Source organism: Microbacterium phoenicis, assembly GCF_047302325.1.
Classification (GTDB): domain Bacteria; phylum Actinomycetota; class Actinomycetes; order Actinomycetales; family Microbacteriaceae; genus Microbacterium.
In genome coordinates this window covers 1,699,614-1,726,126 of sequence record NZ_CP154849.1, presented here as the reverse complement: position 1 = coordinate 1,726,126, position 26,513 = coordinate 1,699,614, and the positions used below count along the sequence as shown (strand labels likewise).

Genomic DNA, 26,513 nt, shown 5'->3' with positions numbered 1-26,513 from the left:
ACGCTGGAACGATGACGGATGCCGCGACCAACCCGCTCCTCTCCCCCTCTCCTCTCCCCTTCGACCTGCCGGACTACCCGAGCATCCGCCCGGAGCACTACCTCCTCGCTTTCGAGCAGGCGTTCGCCTCGCACCGTGCAGAGATCGACGCCATCGCGACGTCCTCCGAAGAGCCGACGTTCGAGAACACGCTGGTCGCGCTCGAGCGGTCCGGCGAGTCCCTTGGACGGGTTGCGCGAACCTTCTACACGGTCAGCTCCGCGAACGCGACGGCGGAGATCCAAGAGATCGACGCGCAGCTCGCGCCGCTCATGGCCGCTCACCACGACGCCGTCACGCTCGATGCGCGTCTGTACGCGCGCGTCGCCGCGGTTCACGAGCGTCTCGATGAGCTCGGCCTCGAGGGTGAGGATCGATACCTCGTCGAGCGCACCTATCGCGAGATGACGGGCGCCGGCGCCGGCCTCGATGAGGCGGACAAGACCGTCCTCACCGAGCTGAACCAGCAGCTGTCCGTGCTCACGACGACGTTCGAGAAGAACCTCCTCGCCGACACGAACGACCTCGCCGTCGTCTTCGACGACGCGGCGGAGCTCGACGGGTTGACCGACGGCGAGCTCTCAGCAGCCGCGCGCAACGCCGCCGAGCGCGGCCTCGAGGGCAAGTACGTCGTCACCCTCACCCTGTTCACGGGTCACCCGTACCTCTCGTCGCTGACGTCTCGCTCCAGTCGGGAGCGTCTCATGGCGGCATCCCGCTCTCGCGGTCGTCGAGGCAACGCGAACGACAACCGTGAGGTGCTCACCGAGATCGTGCGCCTGCGCTCGGAGCGGGCGCGGGTCCTCGGCTACGACTCGCACGCGGCCTACGTCACCGCCGACGAGACCGCCGGCTCCCCCGAAGCCGTGCACGAACTCCTGCGCCGACTCGCGGTCCCCGCCGCAGCGAACGCGCGACAGGAGCAGGCGGCCCTGCAGGAGATCATCGACGGCGAGGGCGGCGGGTTCCCCCTCGCGGCCCACGACTGGGCCTTCTACACCGAGCGGGTGCGCGCCGCCCGGTACGACCTCGATCGGACGGCCCTGCGTCCCTGGTTCGAGGCCGAGCGTGTGCTCATCGACGGGGTCTTCCGCGCAGCCACGGACCTCTACGGCATCTCGTTCACCGAGCGTGGCGATCTACCCGCATATCACCCCGAGGCACGTGTCTTCGAGGTCCGGAACGAGGACGGCTCCCACCTCGGGCTCTACGTCCTCGACCTGTACACGCGCGACTCCAAGCGCGGTGGCGCCTGGATGAACTCGATCGTGTCGCAGTCCGCCCTGCGCGGCACGGCGCCGATCGTCGTCAACAACCTCAACGTGCCCCAGCCTGCTCCGGGGAGCCCCACGCTGCTGACCCTCGACGAGGTCACCACCCTCTTCCACGAGTTCGGTCATGCCCTGCACGGGTTGTTCGCCACGGTCACCTACCCGCACTTCGCGGGAACGTCGGTGTTCCGCGACTTCGTCGAGTTCCCGAGCCAGGTGAACGAGATGTGGATCTTCTGGCCCGAGGTGCTCGCGTCCTACGCACGTCACATCGACACCGACGAACCGCTTCCGGCTGACGTCGTGGCGAAGCTCCGGGAGTCCGAGGCCTTCAACCAGGGCTTCGCGACGAGCGAGTACCTCGCCGCATCGTGGATCGACCAGGCATGGCACAGTCTGGATGCCGATGACGCAGCCGTCGGCATCGACGTCGACGCGTTCGAAGCCACAGCGCTGGCCGACATCGGGTTGGACGACCCGGCGGTCCCGACCCGGTACTCGTCGACGTATTTCGCGCACATCTTCTCGGGTGGGTACAGCGCGGGTTACTACTCCTACATCTGGAGCGAGGTTCTCGACGCCGACACCGTGGAGTGGTTCCGCGACAACGGCGGCCTGACGCGCGAGAACGGCGACCGATTCCGCACCCGGCTGCTGGGCGTCGGCGGCTCGAAGGACCCGCTCGAGGCCTACCGCGACTTCCGCGGACGCGACGCGCGCATCGAGCCCCTCCTGGAGCGGCGCGGCCTCACCGGCTGACCTCACTCCGTGGCAGCGCGGACCTCGTAAACGAGACGGGCGAACTGGCCGACGGCCTCCGCCGACCGCAGACGCAGCCGCTCCGACCCGATCCGGCGCGGGAAGAGCGGCGCACCCCCGGTCAGGAAGACCGGGGCCACGGAGATCGCGATCTCGTCGAGTGCGCCTGCGTCGAGGAACTGGCCGGCGAGGTCTCCCCCGCCGACGACCCAGACGTCACCGGCGCCCGCAGCTGCACGGATCGTCGGGAGGACGGATGCCACCGGCCCCTGAACGAATCTGATGTCGGCGCCCTCGGGCTTCGGGAGCTCGCGGGTAGTGAAGACGAATGTGGGGCGGTCGCCGTGGAACTGCCCCCACCGTTCCGGGTGCGCGAGCATGTCGGACTCGGCGAGGACCCATTCGTAGGTCGTCGATCCTTCCACCAGCACGGTTGCATCCGCCGGCAACAGAGCGTCGTCCGGGGAGTCGCCGTTCTCCACGGCGAAGAGCCACGCGAGCGAGTTCTCGTCGTCCGCGATGCAGCCGTCGATCGAGGTCGCCGTGTCGAAGAGGATGCGTCCCATGCCGGAAACGCTACCCGCGGCATCCGACACCGCGGGCGCGACGTCAGGCGCTCTTGCGCTTCTGCCGCAGGACGAGGGTCGGGGGTGCGCCCTCTTCGACGGACGCCCGGGTGACGACGACCTTGTCGACGTCCTCGGCGGACGGGATCTCGAACATGATCGGTCCGAGGACGTCCTCGAGGATGGCGCGGAGACCGCGCGCACCCGTCTTGCGTGCGACGGCCAGATCGGCGATGGCACGAAGGGCGTCGTCGTCGAACTCGAGCTCGACGCCGTCGAGCTCGAACATCCGCTGGTACTGCTTGACGAAGGCGTTCTTGGGTCCGGTGAGGATCTCGATGAGCGCCGTCTGGTCGAGGGGCGACACGGTCGTGACGACAGGGAGCCGACCGATGAACTCGGGGATCAGCCCGAACTTGTGAAGGTCTTCGGGGAGGACGTCGCGGAAGACGTCGAGCTCCTGCTCCTTGTCCTGCAGCGGAGCACCGAAGCCGACACCGTGCTTGCCGACGCGCGACGAGATGATGTCCTCGAGGCCCGCGAACGCACCGGCGACGATGAACAGCACGTTCGTCGTGTCGATCTGGATGAACTCCTGGTGCGGGTGCTTGCGCCCGCCCTGCGGCGGCACGGATGCGACCGTGCCTTCGAGGATCTTCAGGAGTGCCTGTTGGACGCCCTCACCGGACACGTCGCGGGTGATCGACGGGTTCTCGGCCTTGCGGGCGATCTTGTCGACCTCGTCGATGTAGATGATGCCGGTTTCGGCGCGCTTCACGTCGAAGTCTGCGGCCTGCAGAAGCTTCAGCAGGATGTTCTCGACGTCCTCGCCGACGTAGCCGGCCTCGGTGAGCGCGGTGGCATCCGCGACCGCGAAGGGGACGTTCAGGCGCTTCGCGAGGGTTTGCGCGAGGTAGGTCTTGCCGCAGCCGGTCGGACCGAGGAGCAGGATGTTGCTCTTGGCGATCTCGACCTCGTCGGCCCGCTGCTCGGCGGACTGGATGGTGCTGCGGGCACGGACGCGCTTGTAGTGGTTGTAGACGGCGACGGCGAGGGCACGCTTGGCGGGATCCTGCCCGACGACGTACTCCTCGAGGAAGCTGAAGATCTCACGCGGCTTGGGGAGATCGAAATCCTTGACCTCGCCGTCGCCGGACTCGGCCATGCGCTCTTCGATGATCTCGTTGCAGAGCTCGACGCACTCGTCGCAGATGTAGACGCCGGGGCCGGCGATCAGCTGCTGGACCTGCTTCTGGCTCTTGCCGCAGAAGGAACACTTGAACAGGTCGGCGCTCTCACCGATGCGTGCCATGGTGTTCCCCCTCAGGATTCGTGCCGGTGCAGTCGAGCCTAATCGCAGATCCGTACACCGGGCGGATTGCGACACGAGTGTGGACGACGAAGCCCCGCCGACGAATCGGCGGGGCCTCGTCTGACGCGCGGTCAGGCCGTGATGGCGGCCGGAGTCCGCTTGCGGGACGTGAGGACCTGGTCGACGATGCCGTACTCCAGCGCCTCCTGCGCGGAGAGGATCTTGTCGCGGTCGATGTCCTTGTTGACCTGCTCGACGGAGCGGTTCGTGTGGTGAGCCATCGTCTCTTCGAGCCAGGTGCGCATGCGGAGGATCTCCGCGGCCTGGATCTCGATGTCCGACGCCTGGCCGTGACCGGACTCGCCGACGGCGGGCTGGTGCATCAGGATGCGGGCGTTCGGCAGGGCGAGGCGCTTGCCGGGAGCTCCCGCGGCAAGGAGAACGGATGCCGCCGACGCGGCCTGTCCGAGGACGACGGTCGACACCTGGGGCGAGATGTACTGCATCGTGTCGTAGATCGCGGTCATCGCGGTGAACGAGCCACCGGGCGAGTTGATGTACATGATGATGTCGCGATCCGGGTCCATCGACTCGAGGACCAGGAGCTGCGCCATGACGTCGTCGGCGGAAGCGTCGTCGACCTGCACGCCGAGGAAGATCACGCGGTCTTCGAACAGCTTGTTGTACGGGTCCTGACGCTTGTAGCCGTAGGCGGTGCGCTCCTCGAACTGCGGCAGGATGTACCGGCTCGAGGGCATCATGTCGCTCTGCGCGCGACCGAAGATGGGGGTGTTCATGCGTTGTCCTCCGACGCTCAGTTCTCGGTCCCGCCGCCGCCGGCGACGTCGGCAGCGTGTTCGCGGATGTGGTCGACGAAGCCGTACTCGAGGGCTTCCTCTGCGGTGAACCAGCGGTCGCGGTCACCGTCCGCGTTGATCTGCTCGACCGACTTGCCGGTCTGGGCGGAGGTGATCTCGGCAAGACGGTTCTTCATCGAGATGATGAGCTGCGCCTGGGTCTGGATGTCGCTCGCGGTGCCGCCGAAGCCGCCGTGGGGCTGGTGCAGCAGGACGCGGGCGTTAGGCGTGATGTAACGCTTGCCCTTCGTGCCGCTGGTCAGCAGCAACTGGCCCATCGAGGCGGCCATGCCGATACCGACGGTGACGATGTCGTTCGGCACGAACTGCATCGTGTCGTAGATCGCCATACCCGCGGTGATCGAGCCACCGGGCGAGTTGATGTAGAGGTAGATGTCCTTCTCGGAATCCTCGGCCGCGAGCAGCAGGATCTTGGCGCAGATCTCGTTCGCGTTCTCGTCGCGCACCTCGGAACCGAGCCAGATGATTCGGTCCTTCAGCAGCCGGTCGAAGACACTGGTCGCCATAAGGGGTTCAGCCATGGATGCTCTCCTGGATTCGTGTTCGTGCTTCGAATCTAGTGGCGCGTTCCGAGCGTCTCGCCCGTGTTCGCCGTGGGCATACCGGGGGCGGCATCGACCGCCTCCGGCGCCGTGGACGATGCCCGGAAACGACGACGGGCGGCGGGGCCCGAAGGCACCCGCCGCCCGTCGGTGAGGGTCACTCGCTGTCGGCGGCCTTCTTGGTCGCGCGCTTCGCGGGAGCCTTCTTCGCAGGCTCATCGGCGGCATCCGCGTCGGCCTTCTTGGCGGCCGGCTTCTTGGCGGGAGCCTTCTTCGCGGCGGGCTTCTTGGCCGGAGCCTTCTTCGCGGGGGCCTTCTTGGCGGCCGGCTTCTCGTCCGCTGCCTCGGTGGCCTCGTCCGCTGCCTCGGTGCCCTCGTCCGCTGCCTCGTCGTCCTCCGCGGCGAATCCGGTCAGATCGACCGTCTTACCGTTGGTGTCGACGACGGTCACCTTGCCGAGTGCGACGGCGAGGGCCTTGTTGCGGGCGACTTCACCGACCATCATCGGGATCTGGTTGCCCTCCTGGAGCGCGTTGACGAAGTCCTGCGGCGACATGCCGTACTGCGCCGACGACTGGATGAGGTACTGCGTGAGCTCCTCCTGGGAGACCTGCACCTCGTGCTTCTCGGCGATCTTGTCGAGGATCATCTGCGTGCGGAACTGCTTCTCGCTCGCCTCGGTGACCTCGGCACGGTGCACGTCGTCCTCGAGGCGACCCTCGCCCTCGAGGTGGGTGTGGACCTCGTCCTCGACGAGCTTGGCGGGAACGGGGATGTCCGCCTTCTCGATGAGGACCTCGATCAGCTTGTCGCGCGCGGCGGAGCCCTGCGTGAAGACAGCCTGCTCGGAGACGCGCTCGACGAGGCTCTCGCGGAGCTCGCCGATCGTGTCGAACTCGGAGGCGACCTGAGCGAAGTCGTCGTCGGCCTCGGGAAGCTCGCGCTCCTTGACGGCCTTGATGGTCACGGCGACCTCGGCCTCTTCACCGGCGTGGTCGCCGCCGACGAGCTTCGAACGGAACGTGGTGTCCTCGCCAGCGGTGAGCGACTCCACAGCCTCGTCGATGCCCTCGAGGAGCTCACCCGAGCCGACCTCGTACGAGACGCCTTCGGCGCGGTCGATCTCGTTGCCGTCGATCGTGGCGACGAGGTCGAGCTCGACGAAGTCGCCGGCCTTGGCGGGACGGTCGACGGTCACGAGCGTGCCGAAGCGGCTGCGGAGCTTGTCGAGCTCGGCATCCACTGCAGCCTCGTCGGTCTCGACCGCGTCGACCTCGATGGTGATGTCGTCGTAGGCGGGAAGCTCGAACTCGGGGCGGACGTCCACCTCGACCTCGACCTTGAGGTCGCCGGAGAAGTCCTTCGTGCTCGGCCACTCGACGATCTCGGCGGCGGGACGACCGACGATGCGGACGTCGTTCGCCGTCACTGCCTCGCGGTAGAAGACGTCGAGGCCTTCACTGACCGCGTGCTCGAGGACGGCCTCACGGCCGACGCGCTGATCGATGATCGGCGCCGGGACCTTCCCCTTGCGGAAGCCGGGGATCTGCACGTCCTGCGCGATGTGCTCGTACGCGTGCGAGATGCTCGGCTTGAGCTCCTCGGGGGTGACCGTGATGTGGAGCTTCACCCGGGTGGGGCTGAGCTGCTCGACGGTGCTGGTGACCATGCCTGTCGTTCTCCTTGTCCGGCCGCGCACACGCGCGTCCGTTCGGTGATCTGGGTTCGTGGGGCCGTTGTCGGGGCGACAGGATTTGAACCTGCGGCCTCCCGCTCCCAAAGCGGGCGCTCTACCAAGCTGAGCTACGCCCCGGGCGCGCACGCTGGCGAGCGCCGAAAAACGGCCGTTGGTAAGTCTAGCCGACCATGTCCGCTACACTCGTCGAGGCGCTGTTCACAGCGTCGACGGGGATGTAGCTCAATGGTAGAGCCTCAGTCTTCCAAACTGATTACGCGGGTTCGATTCCCGTCATCCCCTCCACACACCGGCGCCGGGGCTCACACAGAGCTGTAGGCGACGATCCCCCGCCGGACGGCATCCAAAGCCTTCCGAGCCGTCACCGCGACGTCGGCATCCGCGACGATCGACAGCTGGTCGAGCAGGTCGATGGTCTGCTTCGTCCAGCGCACGAAGTCGCCGGCCGCCATGTCGGCCTCGGTGAGGACGACGTCGAGAGACGCGCCTCGGGCCCAGGAGTTCATCGGCTGCGCCAGTCCCGTTGCGAGGGGCTCGGTCCCCGGCAGGTGGTGCTCCTGCTCGAGGTCGTCGAGACGGCTCCACAGATCCTGCGTCTTCGACAGCGCCTCGCGGAACGGTCCGCGCGGCAGCCGGAACTCCCCCGCCTCGTCGCGGCGCGGCTCGTACACGAGACACGAGGCGAGGGCGGCGAGACCCGCAGGGTCGAGGTCGCGCCACAGCCCCCTCCGGAGCGACTCCGCGACGAGCAGGTCGCGCTCCCCGTAGATGCGGCGCATCGTCCGCCCGGCGGCCGTCAGAGCCGCGGCGCCGTCGTCGAAGGCGACGTAGTTCAGCTCGGCGAGAACGTCGATGATGCGGTCGAAGATCCGCGCGACGGTGCCGGTGCGGGTCTCGATGTCGCGTCGCGTGCGATCCGTGCGGCGCCGCAGCTTCCAGTACCGCTCCGCCCAGCGGGCGTGATTCTCGCGGTCGGGGCAGGAATGACAGGGATGCCGCTGCATGCGACGCCGGAGCGATTGGATCTCGTTCTGGTGCTGCTGCCGGATGCGCGCGGGGGCGGCGCGGTCGGCTCTGTTGAGCTTCTCAGCGTCGCTCAGATCCCGCCGGATGCCGGAGTACTCGGCGAAGTCTCCCCGATCGCACGTCATCGACTTCTCGTAGCCCGCGAGGGAGGCCTCGGCATCCTTCACCTGACGGGCGAGACCGACGACGGCGCGGTCCGCCTGGAACTGGGCGAACGAGGACTCGAGGATCTCGCGGGCGCGCTCCCGACCGAACTGGTCGATCAGGTTGACGGCCATGTTGTACGTCGGGCGGAAGCTCGAATTCAACGGATAGGTCCGTCGCGACGCGAGCGCGGCGACGGCTTGCGGGTCGAGGGACTCGGTCCACTGGACGACCGCGTGGCCCTCGACGTCGATGCCGCGTCGGCCGGCACGACCCGTCAGCTGCGTGTACTCGCCCGAGGTGATGGCGACGCGCGCCTCGCCGTTGAACTTCTCGAGCTTCTCGAGGACGACCGTGCGAGCGGGCATATTGATGCCGAGGGCGAGAGTCTCGGTCGCGAAGACGACCTTGACGAGCTTGCGGCGGAAGAGCTCCTCGACGACCTCCTTGAACGCCGGCAGCATGCCCGCGTGGTGCGCAGCGACGCCGCGTTCCAGGTTCTCGCGCCACTCCCAGTAGCCGAGGACGGCGAGGTCCTCGTCCTGCAGCGGTTGGAGCCGTTCGTCGATGATGGCGCGGATCTCGTCGCGCTCTGCGGTGTCGGTCAGACGGACGCCCGCGCGGCGCACCTGCTGCACCGCGGCGTCGCACCCGACCCGGCTGAAGATGAAGAAGATCGCCGGAAGAAGATTCGAGCGCCCGAGGAGCTCCACGATCTGCGGGCGATCCATCCGCTCGATGCGCGCCGCTGTGGACGGACGCACGGGGCGCTTGCCGCCGCGGTGAGGCCTGCGCCGCTCCTGGTCGCCGCGCGACCGGTACTCCATCGCCCGTCGGTTGTTCTCGTAGGTGGCGCCCTTCGGCGATCGGATGCGCGTCAGCTCCTGGTTTACCTGAGCGGTGGCTACGCCCGCGCGATCATCGAAAAGCGGAAGCAGATCGCCGCGAACGAGGACATGCTGCTCGAGCGGCACCGGCCTCGTCTCGGACACGATGACCTCGGTGTCACCCCGCACCGTATCGAGCCAGTCGCCGAACTCCTCGGCGTTCGACACGGTCGCGGACAACGACACGAGCCGCACCGCCGGCGGAAGGTGGAGGATCACCTCTTCCCACACGGGTCCACGGAACCGGTCGGCGAGGTAGTGGACCTCGTCCATCACGACGTAGCGCAGGCCCCGGAGTGCCGGCGAATCCGCGTACAGCATGTTGCGGAGGACCTCGGTCGTCATCACGACCACGCGCGCGTTCCCGTTGATGTTCGTGTCGCCGGTGAGCAGGCCGACCTCGTCCGCGCCGTAGACCTCCTGCAGCTCCCGGAACTTCTGGTTCGACAGGGCCTTCATGGGCGTCGTGTAGAACGCCTTGTCGCCCGGCTCGCGCATCGCGAGGTGGATCGCGAACTCACCGACGATCGTCTTCCCCGCCCCTGTGGGCGCGGCGACGAGCACACTGCTGCCGCCCTCGAGTGCCTGGCATCCCACGATCTGGAACGGGTCGAGATCGAACCGTTGCATCTCGGCGAACGCCGCCGAGATCGGATGCCGACGGCCGGACTGCGCGCGTGCGTATCGAGCGGCGAAGTCCGTCATGCGATGGAACCGAGGAGTGCAGCCTCGCGCTTGCTCTTGCGGCGGTCGAACAGCATCGACAGACCGGCAGCAGCGAAGAACAGCAGAGTGAGGATGCCGGCGAGGATGAGCATGCTGACGACGTCCGCGGCCGGCGTGGCCGCGCCGGCGAACACCGTCGCGATGACGATCGCCACGCGCCACCCCTTCATGATCTCCTTCCCCGTCATGACTCCCGACAGGTTCAGGGCGACCAGGAAGACGGGCGTCACATACGAGACTCCGACGACGATCAGGAGCTTGAAGACGAAGTCGTAGTAGTACTTCGCGTCATAGAAGTTCGACGCCTCGTCGGGGGTGAACCCGGCCATGAGTTCCACGAGGTGCGGAAGGATGAGCCATCCCGTGAACGCGCCGGCGAAGAACAGCGGTACGGCCGCGGCGACGAAACCGATCGTGTACCGGATCTCCTTGCGGGTCAGTCCCGGCATGAGGAACGCCCAGATCTGCCACAACCAGACCGGTGCGGAGATCAGGATGCCGACGGCGAAGGCGATGCGGATGCGGAGATCGAAGGCGGACGTGACCGTCGCAAACATGAGGGTCACAGCGTTCTCGTCGCCGCGCCTCTCCGCCACGACGCGGATCGGCTCCGTGATCGCCCAGATGATCGCGTCGCCGAGGGTGAAGGAGACGACCATACCCGCGACGATCGCGATGGCGGCGATGATCAGACGTTTGCGGAACTCACGAAGATGATCGCCCAGCGACATCCGCTTGTCCCGGCGCGGGGCGTCGCCTGTCGCGGCGTCCCGTTCGGTGGTCGTCACCGCCTCAGGAAGAGCTGGGGCCCTGCGATGGGCCCTGCGCGGGCGGAGGCGTCAGCCCGGTGACGGACGTCGGCGCCTGAGGCTGCTGGTGGTTCGGCGTCTCGGCCGGACCGTCCTCTTCCTTCATCGCCTTCATCTCACCCTTGAACACTCGGGCGGACTGGCCGACGCTCTTCGCGAGGGCAGGCAGCTTCGCCGCTCCGAACAGGAGCAGGATCACCACCAGAACGACGATCAGGTGCCATCCTTGCAAGCCGCCCATGAAAGCTCCTCGGGTTGGGGTGTCGGTTCAGTCTAACCGCCCCAGGTGAACAGAGACCCTCAGGTGTACTGGGCGAGCCCGGTATCCGCCCAGGCGCGCGCCGCCTCCCGGGCGTCGGCCGGTGAGACGACCTCGACGTCGCCGCCGAGCCGCGCTGCGAGCCGCTTGAGGCTCCGCTCGTCGCCGACCCGCAGGCTCACGGTGCGGAACTCGCCCTTGCCCCGCACGACGGCACGAGCCGCGAACTCGCCGAGGAGGGGTACGACGTCCTTGCGGCACCGGAGCTCGACGACCACGTCGGTCTCGCCCGGCTCGAACAGCCCGGGGAGGGCGTCGGACTGGTGAGTGCTCGAGATGTCGGTCAGCACCACGTCCGACACCCGGTCGAGGTGGAAGGTGCGCACCGCCTGGCGCAAGTGACACCACCCCTGGAGGTACCACTGACCGTCGGCGATGTGGACCTTGACGGGGTCGACGGTGCGCGTGGTCACCGGCGCGTCCGGGGCGCGATACGCGAACGACACGGCCACTCCTCGCTGCACCGCCTCCGCGACGGTCGTCCGCACGTCGTCCACGACCGGTGTCGCGACGATGACCTCCGCCGGCGCACTCGATGCTCCCGCGGCGAGCTTCGCCAGAAGCCCCTGGACCACGCCACTGTCGCCGACGCCCGGCAGACTCGCGGCCATCTGCAGGCCGGCGAGCAACGCGGCCGCCTCGCGAGCCGTGAGTCGCGGGGTCCGCTCGAGGCCGACGGCATTCGTGATCGAGATGGTGTCCTGCTCGTCGAGCAGGTCCCAATCGATGTCGAAGAGGTCGTTGGCCATCTGCCAGAATCCGCCGTCCCCGGGAAGCCCGATGACGGTGAGCTTCTCGACCATCGAGCGCATCTCGTCGGGTTCCACATCGAAGTCGCGCGCCGCCTCGACAACGGTGACCTCGCCCTTGGAGATCAGGTACGGGACGAGCTGGAGGATGAGGGAGGCGCGATCGGTCGCGACCAGCGGTTGCGCCCTCATCCGGCCGCCTCCGTGTGCAGGTCACGCGCGCGACGCAGACGGGTCGCCACCAGTTCGGCGAGGTCGGGCGGATCGATCACGCGCACCTCCGGACCGTAGGACGCGAGTTCGTCGGCGAAGATCTGAGCGTCGACGTAGGGGACGAGGCATCCCGTGTCGTCTTCGCCGACAGACCGTCGATGCAGCCGCAGGACCGCTTCGGTGCCGGGCTCCACCTGAAGTCGCGCCCGCTGCCTGTCGGCGACCGCCCGGAGACCCGAGAGCGCCTTCTCCCCCGCGCCTTCTCGGAGCGCCAGGTCGAAGGACGTCCGCGTCACGACGACGTCCGATGCGATGCGGGAGAGAAGGAAGGTCCGCTCGGCGTCCTGCAGCATATCGAAGCCGTAGACGTGCCAGCGGCCGTCGTACTCGACGAGCGCCCACGGCTGCACGCGCCGACGGTGGGCGGCATCCGAACCACCCTTGATGTAGTCGAACTCGACGACGCGCGCCTGCTCGATGGCCCGCTGCAGCGGAGCGAAGGAGGGTTCGCGCAGACTGATGCGGGGCGCGTATCCGATGATCGGCGCATCGACCTCGATGCCGAGCGCCTGGATCTTGCGCAGACCGCTGCGCGCCGACGCCGACATGGACGTCTCCCCCCAGACACCGCTGGCGAGGTTCAGGACGGCGATCTCGGCCGGCGTGAAGTCGATGTCGACGGGGAGCGAGTACTCCGCCGTGGGGACCCGGTATCTGGCCTCGCGCAGATCATCGGGGTCGGCGTAGTCGCCGATGGTCTCGATGGGCACACCGAGAGAACGGAGACTGTCTTTGTCTCGTTCGAACATCTTCTCGAGGGCGTCCTTCGACGCACCGGCCGATCCCTGCTCCCGGTACCCCGAGACCGAGGAGAGGATCGTGTCCTTCGTCAGGCCCTGATCCGTGGCCAGCAGGGCGACGACGAGGTTGACGAGACGTTCCTCGGGCGCGCTGCGGATCGGTTCGGTGGACACATCGCAATCCTAGGCGCGGAGACGCCCGGCGGCCCCGCCCCGACTCACTGTGTCGCGCTCTGGGCGTCCTCGCTGGTGTCGATCCCGAGCACGTCGATTACGAACACGAGAGTCGAGTCCGCCGGGATGCTTCCCGATTCCTTGTCGCCGTAGCCGAGGCTCGGCGGGATGACCACGAGAACCTGCGATCCGACGGTCTGGCCCTCGAGCGCGTCGGCGAAACCCTTGACGACGTTCGTCATCGACAGGGTGACGGGCGTGCCCTTCTCCCACGTCGAATCGAACACCTCTCCGGTTTTCCAGAGGACACCCGTGTAGTGCAGACGCGGAGTCGAATCGGCGGTGATCTTCTCGCCGTCGCCCTTCTTCAGCGTCTTGACGACCAGATCCTTCGGCGGCGCGGCGTCGGGCACGATGACGCCGGGCGTGCCGTCGGGGGCGAGGACCACGGTGGGGATGTTGCTGCCGTCGACGTACTGCGGGACCCCGTTGGCAGCCGGGAGGAAGACGGTGTTCACGTCGACGACGAGGACGGCGGCCTGACCCTCGGTGAGACCGATCTGGCTCACGAGAGACGGTTCGAGGTCCCTCGCCGGGATCGCCGAGACGACGCGGGCGCCGGGTCGGGTGCAGTCGAGCGCCTTCGCGATGGTCGGGAAGGTCTGTTCGAGCACGCTGAGCTGGATCAGTCGCGACGGCGCGGACAGCACGGTCTGACCGGTGGCGCCGTTGAGAAGGGTGATGCCCAGCTGCACGTCCTGCTTGTCTGTCGTGATCGGCGTTCCCTTGCCCGTGGCGAGGTCGGTGTACGAGGTCTTCGTGACGTAGACCGGATCGGTCGTCTTGGCCGTCGGCGCCCCCTGCGCACCCGAGACGTCGACGAGGTCGAGCGAGGAGGCGGGAGCGGTCACGCGCTCGCATCCGCTGTCGGCGGGGCCGGACGGGGCGCACCCGACGAGGGCCAGGGCGGTCAGGCCGATAACGGCCACGGCAGCGGGGATCTGACGCATTCGTTCAGTCTACGGTCTCGCCGGAGCGATCCTCGGCAGCGTGCCGCGCCCCCTCGACGGCCTTCTGCGCATCGCGGACCCGCTTGCGGAGGTTCTTGTCGGTGATCTCGCGATCGCCGACGGCGCCGGGCGTCCACGCCTCGACATCCTCGTCCGCGTAGGACGGCTTCTTCAGCGCCCGTTTGCGGACATCGGGCGGCATCGCACCGGGGGCGAGACGGCGCGCTGTGAGGAGGAAACCGGTGTGGGCGACCATCCGGTGGTCGGGCCGGACGGCGAGTCCTTCGACGTGCCATCCGCGCACCATCGTCTCGGTCGCCTCGGGCTCGGTGAACAGACCCGAGTGGCGGATGTACTCCGCGACCCGGCTGAGCTGCGTCGCCGTCGCGATGTAGCAGAGGACGACGCCGCCGGGGGTCAGCGCCTCGGCGACGACGTCGATGCACTCCCACGGAGCGAGCATGTCGAGCACGACGCGGTCGACGCTGCCGGGTTCGGTGACCTCGGGAAGCTTGTCCCCCAAGTCGCCGACGACGACTTGCCACGACTCGGGGTAGTGCCCGAGGAAGGTCTCGACGTTCGCCTCGGCGACCTCGGAGAACTCCTCGCGGCGCTCGAACGAGAGCAGGCGCCCCTCGGGACCGATCGCGCGGAGCAGCCACAATGAGAGGGCGCCCGACCCGACCCCGGCCTCGACGACGGTGGCGCCGGGGAAGATGTCGGCCGAGGCGAGGATCTGCGCGGCATCCTTCGGGTAGACGATGGCGGCACCGCGGGGCATCGACATGACGAAGTCACGGAGCAGAGGCCGCAGGGCCAGATACTCGTGACCGCCGCTGTTGACCACGACCGATCCGTCGGGCTGACCGATGATCCCCTCGTGGCGGAGCACGCCGTGGTGCGTGTGCAGCTCACCGCCCTCGCGGAGGGTGACGGTGTGCAGGCGACCCTTGGGGCCCGTCAGCTGAACGCGGTCGCCGATGCGGAATGGACCGCTCGGGCGCAGGTCCGCGCTCATGCGCCGACCCCCTGACGCACGCGGGTCAGCACCGCGGCGACGTCGGCCACCGTCCGGCCTTCGAGGGTCGGCCAGAGCTCGTGAGCGCCGACCTCGTCGAGAGAGACCATGTGCGGGATGCCGACGGTCACCGTCCCGGCCGCGACGGCCGAACGAGCGCCCGTGATCGAATCCTCGAACGCGACGGTGTCGACGGGGTCCACCCCCAGCGCCTCGCACGCCTGGAGGTAGGGGTCCGGATGCGGTTTGGGGCGCGTGACGTCGTCGCCCCCGATGACGACGTCGAAGGCCTCGAAGTCGATGAGCTCGGTGATGCTCCGTGCCATCCGGCTCATCGACATCGTGACGAGCGCGGTCGGGATACCGGCATCCCGCAGTTCGCGGAGGAGTGCGCGCGCGCCGGGACGGAAGGGCACGCCCTCCTCGCGCAGCTGACGCATGACCTCGTCGGTCAGGTGGGCGACGATCTCGTCGACCTCCATGCGGACGCCGGCGCCCTGCAGGATGCGGGCGGCGTCGTCGAGGCCGAGTCCCACCATCTCGAGAGCGTCTTCGTGGGTCCAGGTACCGCCGAACCGCTCCACGAGCGGGGTCTCGGCGGCCATCCAGTAGGGCTCGGTGTCGACGAGGGTGCCGTCCATGTCCCAGAGGACCGCGGCGGGGAGGGGGGAAGTCACCGGTCAATGCTACGCGAGCGCATCCGCCCGCCCCGGGGACGGCGGCGTATCGTGGGGGTACCGACAGAGAGGACGTCCGTGCAGGGACTGGGACAGCGGGTGCTCGTGATCGCCGTCGACGGCTGGAACGATGCCGGAGAGGCGGCGACCGCTGCGGCCTCGCAGCTGCGTACGGCGGGGACGTTCGAGAAGGTGTTCGGCGTCGACCCCGAGCTGTACTTCGACTACCAGTACACGCGGCCGCAGATGCAGCTGGATGCCGACGGCTCCCGTCGCCTGGTGTGGCCCGACGCGACGCTGTGGCGTCCGGTGACTCCCCGCGAGGACGGACCCGACCTCTGGCTCCTCACCGGTACGGAGCCGGCGCGCGCCTGGCAGGCGTTCTCGGCCGAGTTCATCGATGCCGCCTTGAGGGAGGACATCACCGGCATCGTCGCGCTCGGCTCGATGATGAGCGACGTCCCCCACACCCGCCCGATCTCGGTGTTCGCCGGATCCGAGAACGAGGAACTCCGCTCGTCGCTCGGACTCGAGCGATCGACCTATGAGGGACCGGTCGGCATCCTGTCGGCTCTCGCCGCGGCCGGTGAGGCCGCCGGCATCCCGACGGCGGGCCTCTGGGCCAGCATCCCCCACTACGTCGCCGGGCACACGCCCTCGCCCAAGGCGACGCTGGCGCTCCTCGACAAGCTCGAGGAGATCACCGGCGCCACGATCACCCGGGGTGCTTTGCCCGCGGACGCGCTCGCGTGGGAGGCGTCGGTGGATGCCGCCGCCGCCGACGACGAGGAGATGACGGAGTACATCCGGCAGCTCGAGACCGCGCGCGACGCATGGGACTCCCCCGAGGCATCCGGAGACGCGATCGCACAGGAGTTCGAGCGCTATCTGCGCCGTCGCGGCGACGGGCCGCGCGGGCCGAAGGACGACCCCCGCCGCTGACGCTCCGGCGCTCAGTACGCCTGCAGCACTCCGAAGGCGAGCAGGATGAGCAGCACGACGCCGAGGATGACGCGGTACAGCACGAACGGCAGGAAGCTGCCGCGCTTGAGGTAGCGCATCAGGTAGGCGATGACGACGAGGCCGACGCCGAACGAGACCACGGTGGCGATCGCGGTCTCGCCGAGGGTGAACGGCGACTGACCGGGCTCGCGGATCGCCTGCAGGAGCTCGTACAGGCCGCTGCCGAAGACGGCGGGAACCGCGAGCAGGAACGCGACCTCGGCCGCTGCGGGACGCGTGTAGCCCATCGCGAGCGCAGCCGTCGTGGTGGCTCCCGAGCGCGAGACGCCCGGGACGAGGGCCAACGACTGGGCGATGCCGAGGGTGAGGCCGTGACCGACCGTGAGGTCCTTCTCGGTGCGGACGCGCTTTCCGAGCGCATCGGCGACGCCGAGGATGATTCCGAAGACGATCAGCACGATCGCCACGAGCCAGAGGTTCCGGAACGTGTCGCGGATCACGTCCTGGAAGAGGAAGCCGAGCACGCCGATCGGGATCGTGCCGATGATGACGATCCAACCCATGCGGGCGTCGGGGTCGTTGCGGGGCACGCGGCCGGTGAGCGACTTCGCCCACGCGGCGATGATCCTCATGATGCGGTTCCAGAAGTAGACCAGGACCGCGAGCTCCGTGCCGATCTGCGTGATGGCGGTGAAGGTCGCACCTGGGTCCTGCGCGTTGGGGAGGAACTCCCCCACGATGCGCAGGTGAGCGCTCGAGGAGATCGGGAGGAACTCTGTCAGGCCCTGGACGATGCCCAGGATGATGGCGTCGAGGATCGACATGGGGGCCTTTCAGTACGTGCGGATCAGATCGGTGAGCACGCGCTGCCCGAAGACGAGCGCGTCGATCGGGACGCGTTCGTCGACACCGTGGAACATCCCCGTGAAGTCGAGGTCGGCGGGCAGTCGCAGCGGTGCGAACCCGAACCCGGCGATGCCGAGCTCGGCGAGGGCCTTGTTGTCGGTCCCTCCTCCCATAAGGTACGGGATGACCGGGATTCCGGGATCGTGGCGCCCCAGCGCGCCGACCATCGCGTCGACGAGGTCTCCGGCGAAGGGCACCTCGAGCCCGATGTCGCGGTGGACGACCTCGATGCGGATGTCGTCGCCGACGATCCGCTGCACCTGAGCGAGGACCTCGTCCTCGTGCCCCAGCAGCGTGCGGATGTCGATCGCGGCGGTCGCGGCATCCGGGATCACGTTGTGCTTGTACCCGGCGGTCAGACCGGTCGGGTTCGTGGTGGTGCGGAAGGTGGAGCGCAGGAACGCGGATGCCGCGCCCGCCGTATCGGCGACGGCGTCGGGATCGTCGGCCAGGGTCCCCGAGAGATCGGCGAGCGATCCGACGAGCTGGCGCGTCGTCGAGGTGAGTTCGATCGGCCACCCCGTACGGCCGAGGGCCGAGACCGCCTCGGCGAGGCGGGTCACCGCGTTGTCGGGGTGATGGCGACTGCCGTGGCCGGCCTGCCCCGTGGCGTGGAGCCGGATCCAGATGAGCGCCTTCTCACCCACCTGCAGCAAGTAGGCGCGCTCATCCCCCACGGCGATCGAATAGCCGCCGACCTCGCTGATCGCTTCGGTCGCACCGGCGAACCACTCCGCACGGTCTCGGACGACCAGCTGGGAGCCTTCGACGCCGCCGTTCTCCTCATCGGCGAAGAAGGCGAGGATGAGGTCCCGCTCGGGGCGCTCACCCGCGCGCAGCAGGTCGGCGACCGAGGTGAGGATCATGGCGTTCATGTCCTTCATGTCGACGGCGCCGCGGCCCCACAGCATCCCGTCCTTCACGACGCCCTCGAAAGGGTCGACGCTCCAGTCGGCCGCCACCGCGGGGACGACGTCGAGGTGGCCGTGCAGGATGAGCGCGGGCTTGTCGGGGTTGCGTCCGGGCACCCGTGCGACCACGTTCGTGCGCCGTGGGATCGGCTCGTAGTACTCGGGGACCAGCCCGAGCGACTCGAGGTAGGCGCCGACGTACTCGGCGGCCTCGCGCTCCCCGTTCGCGCGTCCTTCGCCGTAGTTCGTCGTGTCGAAGCGGATCAGATCGCGGGCGACGCGCGCGACCTCGGGCAGATCGTCGGGAGCGGACATGCCGCCCACGCTACCCGCGGCGAAGGGGCCGACCCTGCCACCACCCCGGAAACGAGAAATGGGCCCCTTTCGGGACCCATCTCTTCCTCTGTGCGCGAGGGGGGACTTGAACCCCCACGCCCTATTCGGGCACTAGCACCTCAAGCTAGCGCGTCTACCTATTCCGCCACCCGCGCAGAGTTTTCTCCCTTTGTCTCCTCCGGGATTTCGGTTTCGCAACCGAGGATCGACAGTAGCACGTTCTCAGCGGTCCGAATAATCAGGCCAGGCGTGAAGCCCGATCAGGCGGCGGACACGCCGAACAGGAGACCCAGCAGGTACGTGATCGCCGCGGCCCCGAAGCCGATCGCGAGCTGGCGCAGACCGCGGCGCAGCGGCGGCGCGCCCGAGAGCAGTCCGACCGTCGCTCCTGTCAGGAGCAGCGCCAGCCCCACGAGGGCGAGGGCCAGTGCGACGGCGGCGAATCCCGACAGCCCGAAGATCCAGGGCAGGACCGGGATGACGGCACCCGAGGCGAAGAACGCGAAGCTGGATGCCGCGGCTCCGAACGCGGAACCGACGGACTCGAGGTCGGCGGGCGGCTCTGCGGCGCGTCGGTACGGGACGGCGCGATCGCTCGCCTGTGCCGTCGCGACGACCTGGCGCGCCCGCTCGAGCGCCTCCTCCTCGTCCAGTCCCCTCGTCCGGTAGACGAGCGCGAGTTCGTTCGCGTCGAGGTCGAGATCCGGGAGGACGTGGTCGGTGTCGTTGTTGGGGTGTGTGGCCTCGATCAGCTCTCGCTGGGAGCGGACCGAGACGAACTCCCCCGCCGCCATCGAAAGGGCGCCGGCGAGCAGGCCCGCGATGCCGCTGAAGAGGACGAACTGCGGTGCGACCCCAGTGGCGCCGATACCCATCACCAGCGCGAGGTTCGACACGAGTCCGTCGTTCGCACCGAAGACGGCGGCGCGGAAGGTGCCCGAAAGCCGCATGCGGCCTCGGGCTGCGAGCCCCCTGACGACCTCGCCGTGGATCTTCTCGTCGGCGCGCATGGCCGGCGTGGCATGGGGGTCGTCGTCATAGGGCGAGCGGTTCTCGGCGTTCTGCGCGAGAGCCAGGACGAAGATCGACCCGAACCGACGGGCCATCGTGGCCAGCAGGCGGGTGCGGACCGACGCGCGCGGGAGCCGCGCCGGCTCCCCGCCCAGGAGACCCAGCCAATGGGCCTCGTGACGCCCCTCGGCGTCGGCGAGCGCCTCGAGGATGTCGCGCTCCTCCCCGTCTTTGCGGGCAGCGAGCTCGCGGTACACACGGGCCTCCGCGCGCTCGTCGGCGAGGTACGCGGCCCACCGCCGTCGATCTCGCGGGGTGGCGTCGGGAAGGGGCGTGGCGTCGATCGTGCTCATGTCCCTTTCACGCTAACCAGCGGACGGGAAGGAGACGGCCCGAAAGCCGGAACTGCCAGCATTTCGGGGATCCGAAGCGGACCGCCTCAGGAGTGGACGCGCTTGCGCAGGACCTCGATGCGGGCCTGCAACTGCGCCACGGTGGCGCGGGCGACCTCGGGTCCGCCGCACACTCGCCGGAGTTCAGCGTGCACCGCGCCGTGGGGTTCGCCGCTCTGCCGCGCGTAGAGACCGACGAGACTGTTGAGGAGCTGCCGCTGCTCTCGGAGCGTGCGGTGGAGCGCCGGCGGCAGCGTATTTTCGGGCTCGCCGGTCGCCTCGGCCGTCGTCTTCTCCTGCGCTTCGCGCGCGTGGCGGTGGCGGGTCTGCCGCGACTGCCGCTGCATCAGCAGCTCATGCACGTGCTCGGGCTCGAGCAGCCCGGGGATGCCGAGGAACTCCTCCTCCTCCAGCGTCCCGGGCACGGCGAGCTGACCGAACTCCTTGCCGTCGTAGAGGACTCGGTCGAAGTGCGCGCTCGACCCGAGAGCCTGGTAGCTGCCCTCCTCGATGAGCGAGTCGGACGCCTTGTCCTCGCGCTCGGCCTCTTCGAGCAGCGAGTCTTCGAGGCCGTCGTCGTCGCTCTCCTCGCGATCGAGCGCATGATCGCGCTCGCGTTCCATCTCGTTCGCGAGGGCGAGCAGCGGGGGCACGTTGGGCAAGAAGACGGATGCCGCCTCGCCGCGACGTCGTGCGCGGACGAAACGTCCGATGGCCTGCGCGAAGAACAGCGGGGTCGAGGCACTGGTCGCGTAGACCCCGACCGCGAGCCGCGGGACGTCGACGCCTTCGGACACCATCCGGACTGCGACCATCCACCGGGTCGTCGACTGCCCGAAGGTCTCGATGCGCCCCGATGCCGCCTTGTCGTCCGAGAGAACGACGGTGGTCGGCTCCCCCGTGATGTCGCGGAGGATCGCGGCGTAGGCGCGCGCGGCGGTCTGATCCGTCGCGATGACGAGGCCCCCGGCATCCGGGACGTCCTGCCTCACCTCGGTGAGACGGCGGTCGGCGGAGCGCAGGACGGCCGAGATCCACTCCCCCTCGGGGTTGAGCGCCGTCCGCCACGCCTGCGAGTTGATGTCCTTCGTGTTGTCCTGACCGAGGTGGGCCTCGTACTCGTCGCCCGCCTTCGTCCGCCACTTCATCTGCCCGGCGTAGACGTGGAAGAGCACGGGACGCACGACGCCGTCCGCGAGGGCGCGTCCGTAGCCGTAGTTGTAGTCCGTCCGCGACAGGCGGATGCCCTTGTCATTCGGGTGGTACTCGACGAACGGAATGGGAGCGGTGTCGCTGCGGAACGGGGTCCCCGAAAGCAGAAGCCGCCGCGTCGCGCGGCCATACGCCTCGCGGAGCGCGTCGCCCCAGCTGAGCGCGTCGCCGCCGTGGTGCACCTCGTCGAGGATCACCAGGGCGCGCGAGTCGAGGACGAGTCGCTCGTGGACGGATGCCTTCACCGCGACCTGCGCGTAGGTGACGGCGACCCCGTGGTAGTGCCGCGCCGGCGAGAAGTGCTTGTTGCTGAACCGCGGGTCGAGGCGGATCGAGACGCGGGCCGCGGCATCCGCCCACTGGGTCTTCAGATGCTCGGTCGGGGCGACGACGATGATGCGGTCGATGATGCGACGCCGCATGAGCTCGCTCGCGAGGCGGAGGGCGAAGGTCGTCTTGCCGGCGCCGGGGGTTGCGGCCGCGAGGAAGTCGCGCGGGCCCCCGCCGACCCCGTCCGGACCGTCGGTCTCGAAGTACTGCTCGAGGGCCTCGGCCTGCCACGCGCGGAGGTTCTGCGCCGTGCCCCACGGCGCTCGCTGCGGGAAGGCGGGAGAGAGGTGCTCGGCGGCGAAGCTCCCGAAGTGGGGCTCGTCCGAGGCCGCCCCCTCTTCACTCGTCATCTCGCTCGTCACGTCGATCCACCCTAATCGCGGTCCCGACATCGAGATGCCGGGATCGAGGACCGGAGCGCCGCCGGGTAGCCTCGATGCGGAGGTGCCATGCGCGAGAACGACCAGGTTCCGGACGAGAACCGTTCGCCCTACGTCCCGAATGCGACCGCCCACCCATGGCGGCGGCTGGTCTCGATCGGAGACTCCTTCACGGAAGGCATCGGCGACCCCTACCTGGATCGCCCGGGTGAGCACTGCGGCTGGGCCGACCGCGTCGCGGCCGTGCTGTCCTCGCAGGTCGATGATTTCGCCTACGCGAACCTCGCGATCCGCGGCAAGCTCATCCGCCAGATCGTCGACGCCCAGATCGAGCCCGCGCTCGCGCTGAAGCCCGACCTGATCACCCTCTCCGCCGGCGGCAACGACGTGATCCGTCCGCAGGGTGACCCGGATGCCGTCGCCGAGCTGTTCGAGGATGCCGTCGCCCGCCTGTCATCGCAGGGCGCGACGCTGCTGATCTTCACCGCGATCGACACCGAGTTTACGCCGGTCTTCCGCGGCATCCGCGGGCGCGTCGCGATCTACAACGAGAACATCCGCGCGATCGCCGACCGCTACGACTGCATCGTGGCCGACCAGTGGGCGCTGAAAGAGGTGCAGGACATGCGCTTCTTCGACGACGACCGCCTGCACTACAACTCGCTCGGACACCACGAGGTCGCGCGTATGGTGCTCCGCGCGCTCAACGTGCCGAACGACCTGCAGCCGATGTCGCCCGAGGCTCTGCCGCCGACCACGTGGCGCGCGGCCCGGGCGAACGATCTCGTGTGGGCGCGCACGCACTTCGTGCCGTGGGTGCTGCGGCGCCTGCGCCACCAGTCCTCCGGCGACCACGTCACGGCCAAGCGCCCTGAGGCGCTGCCCTTCTCGGCGACGCCGCCCGGCGCCTGAGATCAGCGGAGGGCCCAGAGGGCGACGGCTGCCGCGGACGCGACATTGAGCGAGTCGACACCGCCCGACATCGGGATGGTGACGACTGAATCCGCGGCGTCGAGCGCCGACGCCGACAAGCCCTCGCCTTCGGACCCCATGAGGATCGCCAGCCGCTCCGGTCGGGCTGCGGCGAACTCGTCGAGCGTCAGAGCGTCGTCCGACAGCGCCAGCGCCGCCAGGTGCACCCCCGCAGCCGCGAACAGGGGCGCGGCGGCATCCCACTCCGGGAGGCGCGCCCACGGCACCTGGAAGACCGTCCCCATGCTGACCCGGACGCTGCGTCGGTAGAGCGGGTCTCCGCACCGAGGCGAGACGAGGACGGCATCGGCCCCCAGCGCGGCGGCGGCGCGGAACGCAGCGCCGACGTTGGTGTGGTCGACGATGTCCTCGAGGACGACGACCGTCCGCGCACCGTCGAGCAGCAGCGCCGGAGCGGGCTGCTCAGGGCGATGCATGGCGGCGAGTGCTCCCCGATGGACCGCGAAGCCGGTGACCTGTTCCGCGACGACGTCGGGGACGACGTACACCGGCGCGTCGCCGGCGAGAACCGCGACGTCGTCGAGCCACTTCTCCTGCACGAGCACGGACCGCGGCCGGTGCCCGGCACCGACCGCGCGGGAGATCACCTTCGCCGATTCGGCGATGTAGAGCCCTCCCTCGGGTTCGGCGATGCGGCGCAGGGCCGTGTCGGTGAGTCCCCGGTAGTCCGACAGACGCGGATCCGACGGATCGTCGATGCGGATCGTCGTCATGGCCTCATGCTTTCACGGGTGGGCTGTCACGGCGGGCTGTCACCGGCGGTCGTGACCTCCGCGAAACGACGACGGCGTAGGCTCGATCCCCTGAGGAGGGCCATGAGCGTGCTGGACCTGGATGCCGAGACGACGGCTGCCGTGGAACGCGCGGCCGACGCGCTCGCCGGGCACCGCGTCGCCGTCCTAACGGGCGCCGGTGTCTCGACGGACTCGGGCATCCCGGACTACCGCGGCAAGGGCGCTCCCGTGCGAACCCCCATGACGGCGCAGCAGTTCCTCGCCGACGACACGTCGCGGCGGCGCTACTGGGTCGGCAGCCATCTCGGCTGGCGGACGTTCGCCGCAGCAGCTCCCAACGACGGACACCGGGCGCTCGCGGCACTCGAGCATGCCGGCATCGCTTCGGGCGTCATCACGCAGAACGTCGACGGCCTGCACGTGCGCGCGGGCAGCAAGCGTGTCGTCGAACTGCACGGCACGATGCGGCGGGTCTCCTGCCTGCACTGCGGTCAGGTGTTCGACCGCCGCGATCTGGCGGTGCGGATCGAGCGCGACAACCCCTGGATCACGGTGCCCGAGAACGTCGAACTCGGTCCCGACGGCGACGTGCTGCCCGGCGCAAGCGACGGTTTCGTCATCCCCGACTGCTCCGTCTGCGGCGGGATGCTGAAGCCCGAGGTCGTCTTCTTCGGGGAGTACATCCCGCTCGAGAAGTTCCGTGAGGCGGAGCAGCTCGTCCGCTCGAGCTCGGCGCTGCTGATCGCCGGCTCCTCGCTCGTGGTGAACTCCGGCATCCGTCTCCTCGACCGCGCCCGCCGCCGCCGGCTCCCCGTCGTGATCGTCAACCGCGGCGAGACGCGAGGGGACACGCGAGCGACGGTCAAGATCGATGCCGGTACCTCCGAGGTACTCACCGCCCTCGGCCGGGAGCTCGCCGGTCGGTGGGACCGCACCGTCGTCGTAGGCTCGTCCGGTGACCCTTCTCACCCTCGTGCGCCACGGCGAAACTGATTGGAACCGCAACCGCCGAATCCAGGGGTCCACCGACATCCCGCTTAACGACACCGGACGGGAGCAGGCCCGCGCGGCTGGCCTCGCCCTCGCCGAAGTACTCGATCGGTCGACCCCGACGGTCATCGTCTCGAGCGATTTGTCACGCGCGAGCGAGACCGCCCGCATCATCGCCGGCATCCTCGACCTGCCTGAACCGCGTGCCTACCCGGAGCTGCGGGAACGTGGATACGGGGATGCCGAGGGTCTCACCGACACCGAATTCTTCGATCGCTGGGGGCCGTGGGCCACCGCGGAGGTCCCCGGCGCCGAACCGTGGCCGGAGGTCACGACCCGAGCACTCCGCGGGATCCAGGAAGCGGTGGCCGATGCTCGGGCGCTGGTCGCGCCCGAGGACCCGTACGTCATCGCGGTTGCGCACGGCGCGCTCATCCGCACCGTCATCTCCCACGCATCCGCGGGCGAGTTCCCCGAGCCCGGGCACAAGCTCGCGAACGGCTCGGCGCACACCTTCCGCGTCGAGGGTGACCTCCTGTCGCTCCTGACCTCGTCGGCGCTGCCCGTCTGAACTTCGGGCTCAGGAGAGCCCGAGCGACCGGGCGATGAGGAGCAGCTGCACCTCGGTCGTCCCCTCCCCCACTTCGAGGATCTTCGAGTCGCGGAAATGCCGCGCGACGGGGTACTCGTTGATGAACCCGTTGCCGCCGAAGATCTGCGTCGCGTCGCGCGCGTTGTCCATCGCCGCATCGCTCGAGGTGAGCTTCGCGATGGCCGCCTCGGTCTTGAACGGGCGTCCCGCGTCGCGCAGGCGTGCCGCGTGCAGCCAGGCGAGTCGTGACACGTGGACGCGCTGCTGCATGCGCGCGAGCATGAACTGGATGCTCTGGCGCGTCCCCAGCGTCTCGCCGAACACGACACGACTCTTCGCGTAGTCGACGGCCGCCTCGAGGCATCCCTCCGCCGCCCCCGTGGCGAGCGCGGCGATCGCGATGCGGCCCTCGTCGAGGATGTGGAGGAAGTTCGCAAACCCGCGCCCGCGCTGGCCGAGCAGATTCGCCTCGGGGACGCGCGCACCCGTGAAGACCAGGGGATGCGTGTCGCTCGCGTGCCAGCCGACCTTGTCGTACGCCGGCCCGACGGTGAACCCCGGCGTACCGTGCGGGACGATGATCGTCGAGACCTCGCGCGTCGCCGCACCCGGCTCGCTCGTCACCGCGGTGACGGTCACGAAGCGGGTGATGGAAGTGCCCGAGTTGGTGATGAACTGCTTCGCGCCGTCGATCACCCAGTCGCCGCCGTCGAGGCGTGCGGTCGTGCGGGTAGCCCCGGCATCCGATCCCGCATCCGGCTCGGTCAGCCCGAACCCGGCGAGCGCGCGTCCGGCGAGCAGGTCGGGCAGGTACTCCTCGCGCTGCGCGTCGGTTCCGAAGCGGAAAATCGGCATCGCGCCGAGACTCACCCCCGCTTCGAGCGTGATGGCGATCGACTGATCCACGCGCGCGAGCGCCTCGATCGCGAGCCCGAGGGTGACGTAGTCGCCGCCCTGTCCGCCGACCTCGTCGGGGAACGGCAGTCCGAACAGCCCCATGTCGCCCATCTGCGCGACGACGTCCATCGGCAGGGTCTTGGTGCGGTCGGCCTCGTACGAGACCGGCGCGACCACCTCGTCCGCGAACGAGCGGACGAGCCCGGCCAGTTCGACCTGCTCCTCCGTGAGGTCGTATCCCGTCATCGGCA

Annotated in this window: 24 protein-coding genes and 3 tRNA genes; 6 read left to right on the top strand and 21 right to left on the bottom strand. The window is 69.0% G+C overall.

Annotated elements, in window-relative coordinates; translation table 11 throughout:
* Positions 1-11 precede the first annotated feature (11 nt).
* Positions 12-2,069, top strand: coding sequence for a M3 family metallopeptidase (locus tag ABCU91_RS08450; protein WP_413353386.1), 2,058 nt, complete (start codon positions 12-14; stop codon positions 2,067-2,069).
* A 2-nt stretch (positions 2,070-2,071) separates the two neighbouring features.
* On the opposite strand, the gene ABCU91_RS08445 is transcribed toward ABCU91_RS08450, so the two are convergent.
* The 6 genes from ABCU91_RS08445 to ABCU91_RS08420 form a co-directional block, all read right to left on the bottom strand.
* Positions 2,072-2,635, bottom strand: a complete 564-nt coding sequence (locus ABCU91_RS08445; RefSeq protein ID WP_413353385.1) for a dihydrofolate reductase family protein — start codon at positions 2,633-2,635, stop codon at positions 2,072-2,074.
* 43 nt (positions 2,636-2,678) lie between these two features.
* Positions 2,679-3,947, bottom strand: a complete 1,269-nt coding sequence (gene clpX / locus ABCU91_RS08440) for an ATP-dependent Clp protease ATP-binding subunit ClpX (protein ID WP_413353384.1) — start codon at positions 3,945-3,947, stop codon at positions 2,679-2,681.
* 131 nt (positions 3,948-4,078) lie between these two features.
* Positions 4,079-4,744 carry an ATP-dependent Clp protease proteolytic subunit gene (locus tag ABCU91_RS08435; protein WP_018186570.1) on the bottom strand — a complete coding sequence of 222 codons (666 nt, stop codon included), beginning with the start codon at positions 4,742-4,744 and terminating at the stop codon, positions 4,079-4,081.
* 17 nt (positions 4,745-4,761) lie between these two features.
* Positions 4,762-5,586 carry an ATP-dependent Clp protease proteolytic subunit gene (locus tag ABCU91_RS08430; protein ID WP_413353383.1) on the bottom strand — a complete coding sequence of 275 codons (825 nt, stop codon included), beginning with the start codon at positions 5,584-5,586 and terminating at the stop codon, positions 4,762-4,764.
* On the bottom strand, positions 5,525-7,036 hold the full coding sequence (tig, locus tag ABCU91_RS08425; RefSeq protein WP_413353382.1) for a trigger factor: 1,512 nt from the start codon (positions 7,034-7,036) through the stop codon (positions 5,525-5,527). Before tig ends, ABCU91_RS08430 begins: the two co-directional genes overlap by 62 nt.
* 70 nt (positions 7,037-7,106) lie before the next feature.
* A tRNA-Pro gene (locus ABCU91_RS08420) sits at positions 7,107-7,180 on the bottom strand.
* Between the two features lie 94 nt (positions 7,181-7,274).
* Here ABCU91_RS08420 and ABCU91_RS08415 point away from each other — a divergent pair.
* A tRNA-Gly gene (locus ABCU91_RS08415) sits at positions 7,275-7,348 on the top strand.
* A gap of 17 nt (positions 7,349-7,365) precedes the next feature.
* On the opposite strand, the gene ABCU91_RS08410 is transcribed toward ABCU91_RS08415, so the two are convergent.
* From ABCU91_RS08410 to ABCU91_RS08375, 8 genes are all read right to left on the bottom strand, one after another.
* A complete protein-coding gene (locus tag ABCU91_RS08410; protein ID WP_413353381.1) occupies positions 7,366-9,825 on the bottom strand; it encodes a DEAD/DEAH box helicase in 2,460 nt (819 codons plus the stop codon).
* Entirely contained in the window at positions 9,822-10,577 is a 756-nt protein-coding gene (gene tatC, locus ABCU91_RS08405) for a twin-arginine translocase subunit TatC (RefSeq protein ID WP_413355394.1), read from the bottom strand. Before tatC ends, ABCU91_RS08410 begins: the two co-directional genes overlap by 4 nt.
* Before the next feature lie 61 nt (positions 10,578-10,638).
* Positions 10,639-10,896 (bottom strand): Sec-independent protein translocase subunit TatA, encoded by a 258-nt coding sequence (tatA, locus tag ABCU91_RS08400; protein ID WP_406924408.1) that lies wholly within the window; start codon positions 10,894-10,896, stop codon positions 10,639-10,641.
* A gap of 59 nt (positions 10,897-10,955) precedes the next feature.
* Entirely contained in the window at positions 10,956-11,915 is a 960-nt protein-coding gene (locus ABCU91_RS08395; protein ID WP_406924409.1) for a helix-turn-helix transcriptional regulator, read from the bottom strand.
* Positions 11,912-12,910 carry a helix-turn-helix transcriptional regulator gene (locus tag ABCU91_RS08390; protein WP_406924410.1) on the bottom strand — a complete coding sequence of 333 codons (999 nt, stop codon included), beginning with the start codon at positions 12,908-12,910 and terminating at the stop codon, positions 11,912-11,914. The genes ABCU91_RS08395 and ABCU91_RS08390 overlap by 4 nt, the downstream gene beginning before the upstream one ends.
* Positions 12,911-12,954: 44 nt before the next feature.
* Positions 12,955-13,920: an FKBP-type peptidyl-prolyl cis-trans isomerase gene (locus tag ABCU91_RS08385; RefSeq protein ID WP_413353380.1), complete on the bottom strand. Its 966-nt coding sequence runs from the start codon at positions 13,918-13,920 to the stop codon at positions 12,955-12,957.
* A 4-nt stretch (positions 13,921-13,924) separates the two neighbouring features.
* Positions 13,925-14,938, bottom strand: a complete 1,014-nt coding sequence (locus ABCU91_RS08380) for a tRNA (adenine-N1)-methyltransferase (protein ID WP_413353379.1) — start codon at positions 14,936-14,938, stop codon at positions 13,925-13,927.
* Complete coding sequence (locus ABCU91_RS08375; RefSeq protein WP_413353378.1) at positions 14,935-15,615, bottom strand: HAD family hydrolase; 681 nt, start codon at positions 15,613-15,615, stop codon at positions 14,935-14,937. The genes ABCU91_RS08380 and ABCU91_RS08375 overlap by 4 nt, the downstream gene beginning before the upstream one ends.
* Positions 15,616-15,693: 78 nt before the next feature.
* On the opposite strand from ABCU91_RS08375, the gene ABCU91_RS08370 reads away from it, so the two are divergent.
* Positions 15,694-16,557 carry a PAC2 family protein gene (locus ABCU91_RS08370; RefSeq protein ID WP_406924414.1) on the top strand — a complete coding sequence of 288 codons (864 nt, stop codon included), beginning with the start codon at positions 15,694-15,696 and terminating at the stop codon, positions 16,555-16,557.
* An 11-nt stretch (positions 16,558-16,568) separates the two neighbouring features.
* Here ABCU91_RS08370 and ABCU91_RS08365 read toward each other — a convergent pair whose 3' ends face one another.
* The 5 genes from ABCU91_RS08365 to ABCU91_RS08345 form a co-directional block, all read right to left on the bottom strand.
* Complete coding sequence (locus tag ABCU91_RS08365; protein WP_406924415.1) at positions 16,569-17,402, bottom strand: undecaprenyl-diphosphate phosphatase; 834 nt, start codon at positions 17,400-17,402, stop codon at positions 16,569-16,571.
* Positions 17,403-17,411: 9 nt separating this feature from the next.
* Entirely contained in the window at positions 17,412-18,710 is a 1,299-nt protein-coding gene (locus ABCU91_RS08360) for a M20/M25/M40 family metallo-hydrolase (protein ID WP_413353377.1), read from the bottom strand.
* A gap of 91 nt (positions 18,711-18,801) precedes the next feature.
* A tRNA-Leu gene (locus tag ABCU91_RS08355) sits at positions 18,802-18,886 on the bottom strand.
* A gap of 105 nt (positions 18,887-18,991) precedes the next feature.
* Positions 18,992-20,095, bottom strand: a complete 1,104-nt coding sequence (locus ABCU91_RS08350; RefSeq protein WP_413353376.1) for a VIT1/CCC1 transporter family protein — start codon at positions 20,093-20,095, stop codon at positions 18,992-18,994.
* Between the two features lie 86 nt (positions 20,096-20,181).
* Positions 20,182-22,026, bottom strand: coding sequence for a DEAD/DEAH box helicase (locus ABCU91_RS08345; RefSeq protein ID WP_413355392.1), 1,845 nt, complete (start codon positions 22,024-22,026; stop codon positions 20,182-20,184).
* Positions 22,027-22,125: 99 nt separating this feature from the next.
* Here ABCU91_RS08345 and ABCU91_RS08340 point away from each other — a divergent pair, with 99 nt between their 5' ends.
* Complete coding sequence (locus ABCU91_RS08340) at positions 22,126-22,968, top strand: SGNH/GDSL hydrolase family protein (protein ID WP_413353375.1); 843 nt, start codon at positions 22,126-22,128, stop codon at positions 22,966-22,968.
* Positions 22,969-22,970: 2 nt separating this feature from the next.
* On the opposite strand, the gene ABCU91_RS08335 is transcribed toward ABCU91_RS08340, so the two are convergent.
* Positions 22,971-23,762, bottom strand: coding sequence for a TrmH family RNA methyltransferase (locus ABCU91_RS08335; protein ID WP_413353374.1), 792 nt, complete (start codon positions 23,760-23,762; stop codon positions 22,971-22,973).
* A 102-nt stretch (positions 23,763-23,864) separates the two neighbouring features.
* Between ABCU91_RS08335 and ABCU91_RS08330 the strand changes: the two genes are divergently transcribed.
* Positions 23,865-24,776 (top strand): Sir2 family NAD-dependent protein deacetylase, encoded by a 912-nt coding sequence (locus tag ABCU91_RS08330; protein ID WP_406924420.1) that lies wholly within the window; start codon positions 23,865-23,867, stop codon positions 24,774-24,776.
* On the top strand, positions 24,739-25,344 hold the full coding sequence (locus ABCU91_RS08325) for a histidine phosphatase family protein (RefSeq protein ID WP_413353373.1): 606 nt from the start codon (positions 24,739-24,741) through the stop codon (positions 25,342-25,344). The genes ABCU91_RS08330 and ABCU91_RS08325 overlap by 38 nt, the downstream gene beginning before the upstream one ends.
* Positions 25,345-25,353: 9 nt before the next feature.
* Here ABCU91_RS08325 and ABCU91_RS08320 read toward each other — a convergent pair whose 3' ends face one another.
* On the bottom strand, positions 25,354-26,508 hold the full coding sequence (locus tag ABCU91_RS08320; protein WP_413355391.1) for an acyl-CoA dehydrogenase family protein: 1,155 nt from the start codon (positions 26,506-26,508) through the stop codon (positions 25,354-25,356).
* Between the last annotated feature and the right edge of the window lie 5 nt (positions 26,509-26,513).